Consider the following 13397-nt stretch of genomic DNA (forward strand, 5'->3'; position numbering starts at 1 on the left):
GCAGCAGGGCGTGCGCGTCGCGCAGCGAGCCGACGATGCGATGGCCGAGCGCGCGCAGTTCCTCATCGGGATGCACCAGGTCCGGCACCTGGATCACGGTCATGCCTGCGGCCAACGCCGCACGGGTCCCCGCAGGTGAGTCCTCCAGCGCCAGGCAGCGCTCCGGCGCCTGCCCCAGCCGCTGTGCGGCCAGCAGGTAGATGTCCGGCGCCGGCTTCGGCCGCGCCACGTCGCCACTGGTGATCACTGCATCGAAGTACGGCAGCAGACCGGCAGCGCCCAGCTTGCGGTTGGCCCGCGGCTGACGCGTGGTGGTCGCCACCGCACGCGGAATCGCATGCGCCTTCAGCAGTTCCAGCAGCTCCAGGATGCCCGGCCGCAGAGGCAGGCCGGTCTGCGTGCGTTGCTCATACAGATCATGGCAGCGCAGCGCCATCGCCTCGATCACACTGTCCTCCACGCCCTGCTGCCGCAGCAGCGATTGGCTGTCGCGATCGCCAAGGCCGACCATGCGCACGAAGAAGGATGCATCCAGCGGCAGGCCGAACGCTTCGGCAGCCTCACACCAGCAGGCGATGGACACCCGCTCGCTGTCGATCATCAGGCCGTCCATGTCGAAGATGACGGCGTCGGGAAGAAACGGCAGCGCAGCGATGACAGTCATGGAGCGAACAGCGTATCCTGGTCGGTGGAGGTCAGCAGCCGCCATTGCCCCTCGGCCAGCCCCTCCAGGTCCAGGCCACCGACGCGGCTGCGGTGCAGTGCCTGCACATGGTTGCCGGTAGCGGCGAACATGCGGCGCACCTGATGGTAGCGGCCTTCATGCAGTACCAGGCGCGCCTTGCGTGGACCCAGCACCTCCAGTTCAGCCGGCAGCAGGGCGGTCTTCTCCGACTCCAGCATCAGCGTGCCGCTGGCGAACAGGGCCACTTCGTCGCCGCGCAGGTCTTGGGCCAGCTCCACCTCGTAGACCTTGGGCAGTTTCGACTTCGGCGAGATGATCCGGTGCAGCAGGCCGCCATCATCGGTCAACAGCAGCAGGCCGCTGGTGTCGCGGTCCAGCCGGCCGACCGTGGACAGCACCGGGTCGCGGTCGCGGAAACGCGGCGGCAGCAGATCGTAGATCAGGCGGCCGGTGTCCTTGGTCGAGCAGGTGTAGCCGGCCGGCTTGTGCAGCGCGATCGACAACCCCGGCGGCGGATCCAGCGGCTCGCCGTCGACCCGCACGGCCTCGTGCGGCACCTGGTCGTCGGCATACAGCACCTCGCCGTCGGCATCGGTGATACGGCCTTCGCGGAACATCCACTGCACCTGCTTGCGGCTGCCATAGCCCAGGTTGGCGATGTGCTTGACCAGCTTCATCGGCCCTTCCCCTTTACCGCTTCGACCAGCTTGAACCCGTCACGCTCGGCGACCACGCGCACCGCGCCGAAGCTGTCGTTGAGCGTGTGTTCGTACGGCAGGTGGCGGTTGGCCACCACATACAGGCGACCACCCGGGCGCAGCGCCTGCGCCGCCACGGCGATGAAGCGCTGGCCGATATCCGGCCGGTCCGCGCGCGACGGGGTATGGAACGGCGGATTGCTGATGATGACGTCGTACCCCGGCTCGATGCCGGCGGTGACGTCCCGCCACAGGAAGCGCAGCGGCAGCGGGCGCGGCGGTGGTGCAAGATTCAGCTCGGCCAGTGCCAGGGCCCGCTGCTCGGCTTCGTACAGATCCAGCGCGGTGATCTTCGGGCAACGCTCCAGCAGCTCGCGCGACAGGTAGCCGTAGCCGGCCCCGAGGTCGGCCGCGCGTCCGGCCAGATCGGCCGGCAGGTGCTCGGCCAGCAGCGCCGAAGCCGGGTCGATGCGGTCCCAGGCGAACACGCCCGGGCGGCTGAGGAAGCGGCCACCCACGATCGGCCGCACCGCATCCAGCGCGCTCCAGCGCTTGGCCAGGTCGGCATCGTGCTGGCCCTGCAGTGGCGGGGTCCAGTACACCCGGCAATGGCTCTTGGTCAGGCTGCCGCCGAGGCCGGCCAGCTGCTTGAGGTCGCCTTCGCCGGAGCGCGCGCCCTCGTTGTTGGACTGGCAGGCGACGATGCGGCCCCCTTCTGCGGCCAATGCCAGGGCACGGGCGAACAGCGCGCGGGCCTCCTCGCGCTGGCGCGGCGGCAGCACCAGCACCAGCGGGTAGCGGCCCCGGCCCGCGACATCGTCAAGCTGGCCGCTGACGGTCCAGCCGGCGGCCTGCTGCAGGGGCTGCGCGAACGGCGCAAAACTCTGCTCGCAGTGCACCTCACGCCCGCCGGCCTGCTCACGCAGTGGCCAGCCGTCGCGGGCACGCAGGAACGCAACCGGCCCGTCCGGCCAGCGCAGCGCGCCCTGGGAGAACGGCAGGAACAGGGTCTGCAGGGGGGCGTCGTCGCTGGCGGCCATCGGCGCGGTTACTTGAAGCGTGAGGGCCGTCCATTGTACCGGCTCGCGCGGTCCGGCCCGGCAGGCCACTTTGCGAAACTTCAACGGGGCATTGATGCCCCAGCAACATCGGACCCTTCAGGGTAGAGGTCCCCCGAGACTTCCAGCAGGAGAATCCGCATGCGTGCCTTGTTCGTCGGTGGCGTGGTCGACAACAGCGAGATGGACCTGGAAGGCAGCCATCCTCCCGTGCACTACCCCGAGGACACCGGCGGTGGACATTCACGCTACCGGCTGCACCAGGTCGGCCACGGCGCCGATGGCAGCGTGGCATACGCGGTATACGGCGCACCGGACCTGGCCGACGACGAGGTGGCGCGGGTGGCGGAGGAGCGCGCCTATGCCCGGCGGTTCGAGGCAACCCCGACGGTGTTCGAGCACTGACGTGCCAGTCGCGCCCGAGCCGAGGCCCGGGCGTGCGGACCGCAGCCGGGCGTGAGCCCGGCCCCCTGCCGGATCACGTCGTTCTGGGTGGCAGCTGGCGGATGCTGGCGATCTCGTCGAGCCAGACATGATGCTGCTGCACCGGCGTATCGTAGTCGTCCAGGCGCAACTGGCCGTTGCTGCCTTCATCGCCGGCGTCGTTGCGGTACTGCTGCACCGTCGGGCGCACGGCGACCGTGCCCAGCAGACGGCGGCCATCAAGCAGGGTCAGTTCGACCTGCGTTTCGCCGTCGAGCTGCGGCAGCAGGGATTCCAGGCGCGCGATCTGGGCCGGGTCGGTATGGATGCGTGGAGCAATACGGGACATCGGAGAACCTCCTGCGTGCAGGGTCGCCGATCCACCGTGAATGCTCAGTGCAGCGGGCTGTCCGCGCGCGGCACCTGCACCTTGCGCACCGCAGCCACCAGCTGGGCCACCGAGTACGGCTTGGCCACATGCTCCTGGAAGCCCGAGGCCAGCGCGCGTCGACGGTCATCCGCACGCGCCAGCGCGGTCACGGCCACCGCCGGCAGGGTCGCCGCATCCACGCCCATGTCTTCGCGCAGGGTGCGCACCAACCCATAACCATCCATACCCGGCATGCCGATGTCGGTCAGCATCACGTGGTACTGCAGGTGGCCGGCATCGGCCAGCAGCGCCAACGCTTCGCCGGCCGAACTGGCAGCCGACACCGTCGCGCCCTGCTCTTCCAGCATGCGCCGCAGGTACTCCAGCACTTCCGGCTGGTCTTCCACGGCCAGCACGTGCATGCCCCGCAGCGGATAGGGTTCGACGACCACCGGCTCCAGAATCGGCCCGCTGATCACCTCGCGCAGCGGCCGCCGCTCGGCATCGGGCAGATGCTGCGGCAGGCGTACGGTGAACGTGGCACCGTGGCCATGGCCTTCGCTGGCCGCAGTGACCGTGCCGCCGTGAAGCTCGACCAGCTGCTGCACGATCGCCAGGCCCAGGCCGAGCCCACCATGGCGGCGGGTGGTGGTGCCGTCGGCCTGCCGGAAGCGGCTGAACAGATGATTGAGGAACTCCGGAGCAATACCATCACCGGTATCGCGCACGGTGATCTCCCAGTGCTTGCCGTCGGCCCGCAGCTGCATCTCGATGCGGCCCTCGGCCGGCGTGAACTTGATGGCGTTCGACAACAGGTTCCAGAACACCTGCTGCAACCGCGTCGCATCCCCGAGCACCAGGCTGGGCTGCTCAGGCAGCCGCAACTGCACGTCCAGTGCCTTGCCCTCGGCCACCAGCTCCTGCGCGCCAATCGCCTCGCCCAGCAGTTCGCGCAGGTCCAGTACTTCCACTTCCAGCTGCACCTTGCCCAGCAGCATGCTGCTGAGGTCGAGCATGTCCGAGATCAGCCGCTTCTGTGCACCGGCGCTGTTGGCGATCACGCCCAGCCCCTTGTACAGCGGGCTGGTGTTGTCGACACGCTGCAGCAACAGCTCGCTCCAGCCAAGGATGGTGGTCAGCGGCGTGCGCAGTTCGTGCGACAGGGTCGCCAGGAATTCATCCTTCAGGCGCGCCATGTTCTCGGCGGCACTGCGTGCGGCGCGCTCGGACTGCAGCAGCTCTTCACGGGCCAGTTCGATCTCGCGGCGCTCGGTCACGTCCGGGCTGCTGCCGGCCAAGCCGATGAAGCGACCCATCCGCGAGAACCGCGGACGCGCGTTCATTTCCAGCCATCGCCACTGTCCGTCCGCACGCCGTGCGCGGACGAGGGCATGCATGGAGCGTTGCGCCTTCAACGCTTCCTGCAGTTCGTACTCGAACACCGACGCATCATCCGGATGCACCAGGCCGCGCCAGACATCCTCCGGCACACGCGTCTCGTCGCCACCAAAGAACTCACTGAAGGCGCTGTTGACGAAGCGCGCATGTCCGCGCTCATCCAGCACCCAGACCGGCATCGGCAGGCCATCGGCCAACGCGCTGAACCGGGCCTCGCTCTCGCCCAGCTCCAGCTCCATCTGCTTGCGTGCGGTGATGTCGAAGAACAGGATGCCGACCTTGTCCTCGCCGGGGCGGCCCACACGGACCGCGTCCACCGCGAACGAGCGCCCCAGCGCCCGGGCTTCCATCTCGAACTGCGCCGGCCGTCCGCTGCGCGCGACCTCACCGTAGATGCGGTACCAGTCGCTCTCGTGGTTCGGTTCCAGCGCGCTCATGCACTTGCCGCGGGCGTCCTTGAGACCGGTGTGGCGCTCGAAAGCGTCATTCACCTCAAGGAAGCGGTAATCCACTGCGCGATCGGCGTCGAACATGACCTGGATCACACAAAAGCCGGCGTTGATGCGTTCAAGCACACCGCGATGCAGGTCGGGTTCGGGCGCCGGAACCATCAAGGGCGGGCGCTCCGCGAGGGGCGGCAGTGTGGACAAGGGCGTCTGGGGCGTACCGGATGGAGGCACAGCATCTTCCAAAGGACGTATTCACAGCGTCAAGCGCCGTCAGTCATGGTTGACGACCATGAATTGGCGGCAACCGCCGACGCTGTTGACGCATTCGGCCATTGCTGGGCCCCGCCGGCAGGATCACACTCGATGCGAGATCAACATCCGCCCCCATTCCGGGGACGCAGGAGACCGCCATGAACCGCTCTCTGTCCGCCACCCTGCTGCTGGCCGCGGCCCTGGCCACGGGTACCGCGAACGCCGCGCCGCGCACCGTCACCAGCCCGGATGCGCCGCGCACGCTGCAGGCCGACGGCCCGGTCAACGTGCAGTGGAACGATCCGGCGACATTCACCGAGATCCGCCAGAGCCACAACCGCTTCGAGGCCGAACGCGGCGACTGGGTGCAGCAGCTGGCGCGCTACCTGCAGACCAGCGCCGCCAAGCCGCTGCAGGCCGGGCAGACGTTGGACATCACCCTGGTCGACATCAAGCGCGCGGGCGACTACGAACCGTGGCATGGCCCGCGCGCCAATGACATCCGCGTGATGCGCGACATCTATCCGCCGCGCATCACCCTGCAGTACACGCTGAAGGACGCCAGCGGCCGCATCGTCGACGAGGGCGAGGCCAAGCTGACCGATACCGGCTACCTGCACACCCTCGGGCTGCGCAGCGACAGCGATCCGCTGCGCTACGAGAAGCGGCTGATCGATGACTGGGTGAAGCGGCAGTTGACCGCCCAGGCCACCGCCGCGCGTTGACCGATAACCGCCGGGCATGGCCCCACGCTACCTGTGCATTTCCGATAACCGCCGGGCATGGCGCTTTGGACATCCGGTAGCGCCGGGCCATGCCCGGCGGCGCATCAATCGCGGTAGACGCGGGCGACCCGCTTGACCGCGCAGGGCAGCTGGTAGGCGCTCACCCCGCAACGTGGCGCCAGTTCCGAAAGCGTCGGGGCCTGCCCCCACAGTTCCACCACGCTGCCAACGCCGGCCTGCGCATGTGCGGTCAGGTCCACCGTCAGCATGTCCATCGAAACCCGGCCGATCAGCACACCAGGCTGGCAGTCGATCAGTACCGGGGTGCCGTTCGGCGCGAACTGGGGATAGCCGTCGGCATAGCCCAGGGCCACCACGCCCACGCGTGTACGCGCCTTGGCCACGAAGCGCGCGCCATATCCCACCGGCTCACCGGCTTCGATCCAGCGCTCGGCAATCACCTTGGACTGCATGGTCATCACCGGGCGCAGCCGCCCGGTCAGATCCGTGTCGTCCGGCAGCGGGTTGGCGCCGTACAGCATCAGCCCCGGGCGCACCCAGTCGCTGCGCACGTCGGGCCACCCCAGCAGGGCCGGCGAATTGCACACGCTGGTCTCACCCTGCAGGCCCTCGATTGCACGTGCGAAGGTGGCGGCCTGCTCGTGGGTACGTTCGCTGTCCAGTTCATCGGCACGCGCCAGATGGGTCATCAGCACGATCCGCTCCACCTGCGGCATCGCCTGCAGGCGCGCGTGTGCGGCGCGGAAGGTCTCCACGTCCAGACCCAGGCGATGCATGCCGCTGTCCAGCTTCAGCCAGACCGTCAACGGATGCGGGCTGTCGAAGGCAGCCAGCGCCTCCAGCTGCCACGGCGAGCCGACCGAGAACCACAGCGAATGCTCGGCCACCAGCGCCATCTCGCTGGCTTCGAAAATGCCTTCCAACAGCAGGATGGGCGCGCGGATACCGGCCTTGCGCAGCTCCAGCGCTTCTTCGATGGTCGCCACCCCGAAGCCGTCGGCCTCGTCTTCCAGGGCCTGCGCGCAGCGCACGGCGCCATGGCCATAGGCATCAGCCTTGATGATCGCCAGCGCCTTGCCGCCCCCCAGCTCGCGGGCGAGCCGGTAGTTGCTGCGCAGCGCGTGCAGATCGATCAGCGCGCGGGCAGGACGCATGTGCGGCTCTCGTGTTGCGGGGCATGGCCGAACTGGCCGTAGCGGAAGATGTCCAGGCCTTCAGTGCTGATCTGTGGCTGGCGTGCACTCATCAGGTCGGCCAGGTAGCGACCTGAACCACACGCCATGGTCCAGCCCAGGGTGCCGTGACCGGTGTTGAGATACAGGTTGCGGAAGGGCGTGGCGCCGATCACCGGCGTGCCATCCGGCGTGGCCGGGCGCAGGCCGGTCCAGAACTGCGCGCGCGACAGGTCCCCGCCCTTCGGGTAAAGGTCACGAACCACCAGCTCCAGGGTCTCGCGGCGACGCGGTGACAGCGACAGGTCGAAACCGGCCACTTCGGCCATGCCACCGACACGGATGCGGTTGTCGAAGCGGGTTACAGCAACCTTGTAGCTCTCATCGAGGATGGTCGAGGTCGGCGCCATGGCCGGATCGGTGATCGGCAGGGTCAACGAATACCCCTTCAACGGGTACACCGGCAGGCGCATGCCCAGCGGCGCGACCAGCGCCGGCGAGTAACTGCCCAGCGCGACCACATAGCGGTCGGCAGTCTCCAGCTTGCCGGCGATGCGCACGCCGGTGATGCGCTCTCCATCCGACTCGATGGCGCTGATGTCCTGGTCGAAGCGGAACTCGACACCGGCATCGGTGCACATCTGCGCCAGGCGGCGGGTGAACAGCTGGCAGTCGCCGGTCTGGTCACGCGGCAGGCGCAGCGCACCGACCAGGCCATCAACGTGCGCCAGCGCCGGTTCCGCGGCGATGATGCCGGCGCGATCCAGCACTTCGTACGGCACGCCATAGCGGGCCAGGATCTCGATGTCCTGCGCCGAGGCATCCAGCTGCTGCTGGGTGCGGAACAGCTGGGTGGTACCCAGGTCGCGCCCCTCGAACTCGATGCCGATCTGCGCGCGCAGCTCGTTCAGGCAATCGCGGCTGTACTCGGACATGCGCACCATGCGCGCCTTGTTGATCGCATAGCGCTCGTGGGTGCAGTTGCGCAGCATCTGCCACAGCCAGCGGTACTGGGCCAGATCCATGCCGGGACGGATCGCCAGCGGCGCATGCTTCTCGAACAGCCAGCCGATCGCCTTCTTCGGCACGCCGGGCGCGGCCCAGGGCGAGGTGTAGCCGAACGACAGCTGGCCCGCATTGGCGAAACTGGTTTCCAGCGCGGGGCCGGGCTGGCGGTCGACGACCGTGACATCAAACCCGGCCTGTCGCAGGTACCAGGCACTGGTGGTGCCGATCACGCCGCTGCCGAGAACTAGGACTCGCATGGAAATTCTCCAACCCGATCATTCCCTGCGTTTGAGCACGCCAGGGCCATAATCGGGGAAGTATATTCTTCCATTCATAGGCGATTTGCCTGTTTTTCACGCTGCGGGCAAGATGTTTCCCCGTGATTCACTTCCCCAGGTTGACGCCCATGGCCGCCCGCCCCCGTGAACTGGACAAGATCGACCGCAGGATCCTGCGCATCCTCCAGGCCGAAGGCCGCATTTCCTTTACCGAGCTGGGCGAGCGCGTGGGCCTGTCGACCACCCCGTGCACCGAGCGCGTGCGCCGGCTGGAGCGCGAGGGCGTGATCACCGGCTATCACGCTCACCTGGATCCCACGGCGCTGAAAGCCAGCCTGCTGGTGTTCGTGGAGATCAGCCTGGCCTACAAGTCCGGCGACATCTTCGAGGAGTTCCGGCGCGCGGCGCTGAAGCTGCCGAACGTGCTCGAGTGCCATCTGGTGTCCGGCGACTTCGACTACCTGCTGAAGGCGCGGATCAGCGAGATGGCCTCCTACCGCAAACTGCTGGGCAGCACCCTGTTGACCCTGCCGCACGTGCGCGAATCGAAGAGCTACATCGTCATGGAAGAGGTCAAGGAGACGCTCAGCCTGCCGATTCCGGAATGAAGGGCCAGAGCCCGCGCTGCGGGTTCCGGCCCTGTTCCAGGGGCGTCAGCGCTGCTGCGGGTGCTTCATCGAGCCCTGCTGCTGGCGTGTTTCCTGCTGCTTGCCGCCCTTCTGCGGCCGCTGCGGGTCCATCTGCTGCTGTTGCTGCTGCGGCGGCTTATGGCTCTGCGCTTCCTTGCCGGGATGACGGTTCTGCGGGTTCTTCATGATCGCGATCCAAAGGACGAAGGACATGCGACGGCGGGATGCCGGCGCAGGGCCACGGTGGTCCTGCGGCGGTTAATCACAGGCGAAAAAGCCGTGAGCGGCAGCAGTGTGTTTTCAGGCGTTCAGCCGGCGCGGTCACCACCCGCCGCGGGCGGTGGCGGACTGCCCTATGGCTTGACCTGCTGGCCACTGCCGGCCGGCACACTGTCGTAGTAGCGGCCGGTACGGGAGTCGAACACACGGTTCGGGCCGACCGGCTTGACGCCGGGAACGATGCGCCCGTTGCGGTCATAGACCTTGTCCGGCAGCTTCGGCGCCGGCGTCGGCACCACCTGCGCCGGGCCGGTGGACTTGATCGGCTGCGTCGGCTGCGGTGACGGCAGGACCTGCGGCTGCGGTCTTGCCGGCTGTGGGGGCGGCGGCACCGGCGCTGGCGCCACGGTGGTGGTGCTGCGGGTGGTGGTCGGCGATGTGGTGGGCACCTGGGCCTGTGCCGACAGGGGCAGCAGAGCCGACAGCACCCAGATGGAAAGGGTCTTCATGGCACGCTCCAGCAGGAATCCTCCCCACCATGCGCCCGCGCCCGTGTGCCGCCCATGAACGCAGCTCACACTTGCAAGACGGCGGTCACACCCCCACGTCTGCAGGCATCCCCAGGCCATCGACCCCACGGAGAGCCAGCATGAGTGCCTTCGACCTGACGCCCCCTGCCGCCTCCCAGACCGACACCCTGGTCGCCGGCCTCAGCAGCGAAGAACGCCGCGTGCTGCTGCAGCACGGCACCGAAGCACCGTTCTGTGGCGTGTTCCTGGACAACAAGCGTGAGGGTGTCTACTGCTGCCGGCTGTGTGGGCTGCCCCTGTTCCGCTCCAGCACCAAGTTCGATTCCGGCACCGGTTGGCCGAGCTTCTTCGCCCCCTACGACGCGGCACACGTGCGTGAGATCCGCGATACCAGCCACGGCATGATCCGCACCGAGATCACCTGCGCCCGCTGTGGCAGCCACCTCGGCCACGTGTTCCCGGACGGGCCGCCGCCCACCCATGAGCGCCACTGCCTGAACTCCGTCTCACTTTCGTTTGCCGGCAACGGCGAGGCCTGGCCCAACCCGTTGCAGCGTGGCGGTGCGGAAAGCGGCGTGGCGGGCTGAGACAACCCCGCCGACCGGTTTCACAGAATTCCCTCTTCAGAAATCCGCAGGGTGGGCCGACAAGGAGATATCCCCCCTCTCTGCGTTGCCCCATGCTCATCATCGTTGGATTCCTGGTCGTCATCATCAGCGTGATCGGGGGCTACCTCGGTGCCCACGGCCGCCTGGGGGCTCTCTGGCAGCCCTACGAACTGGTCATCATCGGCGGTGCCGCGCTGGGTGCGTTCCTGGTCGGCACCCCGGCCAAGACGGTCAAGCAGACGCTGCAGGCCATCGTCGGCGTGTTCAAGGGCCCGCGCTACAAGCAGCAGGACTACATCGACGTCCTCAGCCTGCTCTACGAACTGCTCAACAAGGCGCGCCGGGAAGGCTTCATGGCGCTGGAGGACCATGTCGAACGCCCGGCCGAGAGCGCCGTGTTCGGCAACTATCCGAAGGTGCAGGCCGACCACCACCTGATCGATTTCATCACCGACTGCCTGCGCCTGATGATCGGCAGCAACATCGAGCCGCATGAACTGGAGCCGCTGCTCGAACTGGAGCTGGAAAAGCACCACGCCGAAGCGATGGCCCCGTCGCAGGTGCTGACCAAGGTGGCCGACGGATTGCCCGGTTTCGGCATCGTCGCGGCGGTGCTGGGCATCGTCATCACCATGGGCTCGATCGGCGGCGACATCGTCGAGGTCGGCGGCCATGTCGCCGGTGCACTGGTCGGCACCTTCCTGGGCATCCTGCTCGGTTACGGGTTCGTCGGCCCGATGGCAGCGGCGATGGAAGCACGTGCCGAGCAGGACAGCCGCATCTACGAATCGGTGAAGACCGCACTGCTGGCCTGCCTGCGCGGTTACAACCCGAAGATCGCGCTGGAATTCGCCCGCAAGACGTTGCCGTCGAACGTGCGCCCGGCCTTCTCCGATTTCGAGCAGCACCTGAAGACGGTCAAGTAAGCCATGGCCGAGAGCAAACCCACCGTCATCGTCCGCAAGGTCAGGAAGGCCGGCCATGCCGCCCACCATGGCGGCTCGTGGAAGGTGGCCTATGCCGACTTCGTGACCGCGATGATGGCCTTCTTCCTGGTGCTGTGGCTGATGGCCACCACCAGCAAGAACGATCGTGCGGCCATTTCCGAATACTTCCGCAACCCCAGCCCGCTCAGTGGCCAGAGCGCCACGCCGGCCCCGGGCATGGCCGGGCCGGGCGGTGCCAGCACGTCGATGATCAAGCTCGGCGGCGCCACCGACATCTCGCGTGGCAGCAGCAACGATCCCTTCCAGAACCAGCAGGAAGCCGTGCCGCACCCGGTGGACCAGCAGCAGCGCGACAAGCAGCAGCTGGAACAGCTGATGAAGGAACTGCAGGAAGCGATCAGCCGCAGCCAGGCGCTGGAGCCGTTCAAGGACCAGCTGCTGCTGGACCTGACCCCGGAAGGCCTGCGCATCCAGATCGTGGACAAGCAGAACCGGCCCATGTTCGACCTCGGCAGTGCCACGCTCAAGCCGTACACGCAGCAGATCCTGCATGAGCTGGCCGAGTACCTGAACCACGTGCCGAACCGGATCAGCCTGACCGGCCACACCGACATCACCGCCTACACCGCCGCCCGCGGCTACGGCAACTGGGAACTGAGCGCCGACCGCGCCAATGCGGCCCGCCGCGCCCTGATCGATGGCGGACTGGAGGACAGCAAGATCACCCGCGTGGTCGGCCTGTCCTCCTCGGTGCTGTTCGACCGGGCCGACCCGCAGAACCCGATCAACCGCCGCATCAGCATCGTGGTGATGACCCGCGCCGCCGAGCAGGCCGCGCTGGCCGGCGCCGGTCCACAGGTGGGTCTGTCGGCGCCGGTCATCGACGCGGACGTACAGGCGGCGCAGGGTGAGGCAAAGTAGACGGTGGGTGCGGACCTTGGTCCGCACATCCGGGAAAGCATGCGGACCAAGGTCCGCACCCACCAGGGGCATGGCCCGGCGCTACCGGTACAATGGGGGTCTTTCCGTTTTCAGGTGACACCCCCGATGTCCAAGTCTTCCAAGGCCAAGCGCGACCAGCGCAAGAAGCAGCAGGCCAAGCGCCCGTTCCTCCGTCTGAACGCCCAGCAGCAGGTGCAGAACCACGCCGTGCTGACCAGCGAGGACGGCCAGGTGGTCGCCGCCATCGGCCTGCAGGGTCGCGAGTGGCTGCTGGCCATCGGCGGTCAGACCATGGGCAATGCCGAGAACCCGGTGCCGATGCTGGCCATGCTCAAGCACCTGGCCAACGTGCAGGAGAAGGAAGGCCGCAAGGTCAGCCTGGAGTATTCCGAACTGCTGCAGAAGCTGCTGGATACCCTGGCCGCCGAAGCGGGCCAGACCGCCGACGAGTACCTGGACGCGCTGGTCGCCGAATTCGAAGGCGTGGAAGCCGAGGGCGAGACCGCTGAAGGCGATGTGGCCGAAGAAGCCAGCGCTGCCGAAGGTACCGCTGACGCCGAGGCTGCTCCGGCCGCCGACGCCGACGCCGACGGCAAGCCGCAGGCCTGATCCGGCCGCGGCGGTGACGGTCTACGTCGATGACGCAGTGCATGCCTGGCGCGACCAGCGCTGGGCGCATCTGATGGCCGACACCCTGGCCGAGCTGCACGCCATGGCGGCGCAGCTCGGCATCCCCCGCCGGGCCTTCCAGAACAAGGCCAGCGGCGCGCACTACGACGTCACCACCGAGCTGCGCGCACAGGCGATCGCACTGGGTGCCGTGGCGATTTCACGGCACACCGACCGCGCACAGGTGAAAGCGGTGATCGCCAACGCGCGGGCGCAGTACCGGCCGTAGGCCGCAGTGCCCCCGCCGGGCATGGCCCGGCGCTACCTTGCGTGCCGGATACGTGTGCCTCCGCCGGGCATGGCCCGGCGAACCGGG

The 13397-nt window shown here is 67.9% G+C and carries 17 protein-coding genes; 8 read left to right on the forward strand and 9 right to left on the reverse strand.

The window, feature by feature from the left end; all coding sequences use genetic code 11:
* The 3 genes from N7367_RS16205 to N7367_RS16215 form a co-directional block, all read right to left on the reverse strand.
* The coding region (locus N7367_RS16205) for an HAD family phosphatase (RefSeq protein ID WP_279942779.1) at window positions 1–664 on the reverse strand (664 nt) is incomplete at its 3' end.
* Complete coding sequence (locus N7367_RS16210; RefSeq protein ID WP_279942780.1) at window positions 661–1362, reverse strand: pseudouridine synthase; 702 nt, start codon at window positions 1360–1362, stop codon at window positions 661–663. The genes N7367_RS16210 and N7367_RS16205, both read right to left, overlap by 4 nt.
* Window positions 1359–2423: a class I SAM-dependent methyltransferase gene (locus N7367_RS16215; protein WP_279942781.1), complete on the reverse strand. Its 1065-nt coding sequence runs from the start codon at window positions 2421–2423 to the stop codon at window positions 1359–1361. Before N7367_RS16215 ends, N7367_RS16210 begins: the two co-directional genes overlap by 4 nt.
* A 159-nt stretch (window positions 2424–2582) precedes the next feature.
* On the opposite strand from N7367_RS16215, the gene N7367_RS16220 reads away from it, so the two are divergent.
* On the forward strand, window positions 2583–2846 hold the full coding sequence (locus N7367_RS16220) for a hypothetical protein (protein WP_053518254.1): 264 nt from the start codon (window positions 2583–2585) through the stop codon (window positions 2844–2846).
* A 73-nt stretch (window positions 2847–2919) separates the two neighbouring features.
* Here the strand turns inward: N7367_RS16220 and N7367_RS16225 are convergent, their stop codons facing one another.
* The gene (locus N7367_RS16225) at window positions 2920–3213 is read right to left on the reverse strand and encodes a DUF3247 family protein (RefSeq protein ID WP_180875794.1); all 294 of its coding nucleotides are present in this window, start codon (window positions 3211–3213) and stop codon (window positions 2920–2922) included.
* A 44-nt stretch (window positions 3214–3257) separates the two neighbouring features.
* Window positions 3258–5243, reverse strand: coding sequence for an ATP-binding protein (locus N7367_RS16230; protein WP_279942782.1), 1986 nt, complete (start codon window positions 5241–5243; stop codon window positions 3258–3260).
* A 248-nt stretch (window positions 5244–5491) separates the two neighbouring features.
* Between N7367_RS16230 and N7367_RS16235 the strand changes: the two genes are divergently transcribed.
* Entirely contained in the window at window positions 5492–6058 is a 567-nt protein-coding gene (locus tag N7367_RS16235) for a DUF3016 domain-containing protein (protein ID WP_279942784.1), read from the forward strand.
* Window positions 6059–6162: 104 nt separating this feature from the next.
* Here the strand turns inward: N7367_RS16235 and alr are convergent, their stop codons facing one another.
* The gene (gene alr, locus N7367_RS16240) at window positions 6163–7233 is read right to left on the reverse strand and encodes an alanine racemase (RefSeq protein ID WP_279942785.1); all 1071 of its coding nucleotides are present in this window, start codon (window positions 7231–7233) and stop codon (window positions 6163–6165) included.
* Window positions 7212–8516, reverse strand: a complete 1305-nt coding sequence (locus N7367_RS16245; RefSeq protein ID WP_053518245.1) for a D-amino acid dehydrogenase — start codon at window positions 8514–8516, stop codon at window positions 7212–7214. The genes alr and N7367_RS16245 overlap by 22 nt, the downstream gene beginning before the upstream one ends.
* A 149-nt stretch (window positions 8517–8665) precedes the next feature.
* Here N7367_RS16245 and N7367_RS16250 point away from each other — a divergent pair, with 149 nt between their 5' ends.
* Window positions 8666–9145, forward strand: coding sequence for a winged helix-turn-helix transcriptional regulator (locus N7367_RS16250; protein ID WP_053518243.1), 480 nt, complete (start codon window positions 8666–8668; stop codon window positions 9143–9145).
* A 45-nt stretch (window positions 9146–9190) separates the two neighbouring features.
* On the opposite strand, the gene N7367_RS16255 is transcribed toward N7367_RS16250, so the two are convergent.
* Both N7367_RS16255 and N7367_RS16260 read right to left on the reverse strand, forming a co-directional pair.
* Window positions 9191–9379, reverse strand: a complete 189-nt coding sequence (locus tag N7367_RS16255) for a lana protein (RefSeq protein WP_279942786.1) — start codon at window positions 9377–9379, stop codon at window positions 9191–9193.
* A 140-nt stretch (window positions 9380–9519) separates the two neighbouring features.
* The gene (locus N7367_RS16260; protein ID WP_111186593.1) at window positions 9520–9894 is read right to left on the reverse strand and encodes a classical arabinogalactan protein 4; all 375 of its coding nucleotides are present in this window, start codon (window positions 9892–9894) and stop codon (window positions 9520–9522) included.
* Between the two features lie 140 nt (window positions 9895–10034).
* Here N7367_RS16260 and msrB point away from each other — a divergent pair, with 140 nt between their 5' ends.
* From msrB to N7367_RS16285, 5 genes are all read left to right on the forward strand, one after another.
* Window positions 10035–10502 (forward strand): peptide-methionine (R)-S-oxide reductase MsrB, encoded by a 468-nt coding sequence (gene msrB / locus N7367_RS16265; protein WP_197600638.1) that lies wholly within the window; start codon window positions 10035–10037, stop codon window positions 10500–10502.
* A gap of 92 nt (window positions 10503–10594) precedes the next feature.
* A complete protein-coding gene (gene motA, locus N7367_RS16270; RefSeq protein WP_053518236.1) occupies window positions 10595–11449 on the forward strand; it encodes a flagellar motor stator protein MotA in 855 nt (284 codons plus the stop codon).
* 3 nt (window positions 11450–11452) lie between these two features.
* On the forward strand, window positions 11453–12391 hold the full coding sequence (gene motB / locus N7367_RS16275) for a flagellar motor protein MotB (protein ID WP_053518234.1): 939 nt from the start codon (window positions 11453–11455) through the stop codon (window positions 12389–12391).
* A gap of 126 nt (window positions 12392–12517) precedes the next feature.
* Window positions 12518–13021 (forward strand): hypothetical protein, encoded by a 504-nt coding sequence (locus N7367_RS16280; protein WP_065175386.1) that lies wholly within the window; start codon window positions 12518–12520, stop codon window positions 13019–13021.
* Between the two features lie 13 nt (window positions 13022–13034).
* The gene (locus tag N7367_RS16285; protein WP_111186594.1) at window positions 13035–13310 is read left to right on the forward strand and encodes a DUF4031 domain-containing protein; all 276 of its coding nucleotides are present in this window, start codon (window positions 13035–13037) and stop codon (window positions 13308–13310) included.
* Window positions 13311–13397 lie beyond the last annotated feature (87 nt).

Origin of the sequence: Stenotrophomonas sp. GD04145 (assembly GCF_029835135.1) — a bacterium.
Lineage (GTDB): Bacteria > Pseudomonadota > Gammaproteobacteria > Xanthomonadales > Xanthomonadaceae > Stenotrophomonas > Stenotrophomonas maltophilia_P.

What these genes read in the sequence shown, in the direction of transcription:
- N7367_RS16210 (WP_279942780.1), bottom strand. Translation starts at nt 1,362, where the DNA reads ATGAAGCTGGTCAAGCACATCGCCAACCTGGGCTATGGCAGCCGCAAG.
- N7367_RS16215 (WP_279942781.1), bottom strand. Translation starts at nt 2,423, where the DNA reads ATGGCCGCCAGCGACGACGCCCCCCTGCAGACCCTGTTCCTGCCGTTC.
- N7367_RS16220 (WP_053518254.1), top strand. Translation starts at nt 2,583, where the DNA reads ATGCGTGCCTTGTTCGTCGGTGGCGTGGTCGACAACAGCGAGATGGAC.
- N7367_RS16225 (WP_180875794.1), bottom strand. Translation starts at nt 3,213, where the DNA reads ATGTCCCGTATTGCTCCACGCATCCATACCGACCCGGCCCAGATCGCG.
- N7367_RS16230 (WP_279942782.1), bottom strand. Translation starts at nt 5,243, where the DNA reads ATGGTTCCGGCGCCCGAACCCGACCTGCATCGCGGTGTGCTTGAACGC.
- N7367_RS16235 (WP_279942784.1), top strand. Translation starts at nt 5,492, where the DNA reads ATGAACCGCTCTCTGTCCGCCACCCTGCTGCTGGCCGCGGCCCTGGCC.
- alr (WP_279942785.1), bottom strand. Translation starts at nt 7,233, where the DNA reads ATGCGTCCTGCCCGCGCGCTGATCGATCTGCACGCGCTGCGCAGCAAC.
- N7367_RS16245 (WP_053518245.1), bottom strand. Translation starts at nt 8,516, where the DNA reads ATGCGAGTCCTAGTTCTCGGCAGCGGCGTGATCGGCACCACCAGTGCC.
- N7367_RS16250 (WP_053518243.1), top strand. Translation starts at nt 8,666, where the DNA reads ATGGCCGCCCGCCCCCGTGAACTGGACAAGATCGACCGCAGGATCCTG.
- N7367_RS16255 (WP_279942786.1), bottom strand. Translation starts at nt 9,379, where the DNA reads ATGTCCTTCGTCCTTTGGATCGCGATCATGAAGAACCCGCAGAACCGT.
- N7367_RS16260 (WP_111186593.1), bottom strand. Translation starts at nt 9,894, where the DNA reads ATGAAGACCCTTTCCATCTGGGTGCTGTCGGCTCTGCTGCCCCTGTCG.
- msrB (WP_197600638.1), top strand. Translation starts at nt 10,035, where the DNA reads ATGAGTGCCTTCGACCTGACGCCCCCTGCCGCCTCCCAGACCGACACC.
- motA (WP_053518236.1), top strand. Translation starts at nt 10,595, where the DNA reads ATGCTCATCATCGTTGGATTCCTGGTCGTCATCATCAGCGTGATCGGG.
- motB (WP_053518234.1), top strand. Translation starts at nt 11,453, where the DNA reads ATGGCCGAGAGCAAACCCACCGTCATCGTCCGCAAGGTCAGGAAGGCC.
- N7367_RS16280 (WP_065175386.1), top strand. Translation starts at nt 12,518, where the DNA reads ATGTCCAAGTCTTCCAAGGCCAAGCGCGACCAGCGCAAGAAGCAGCAG.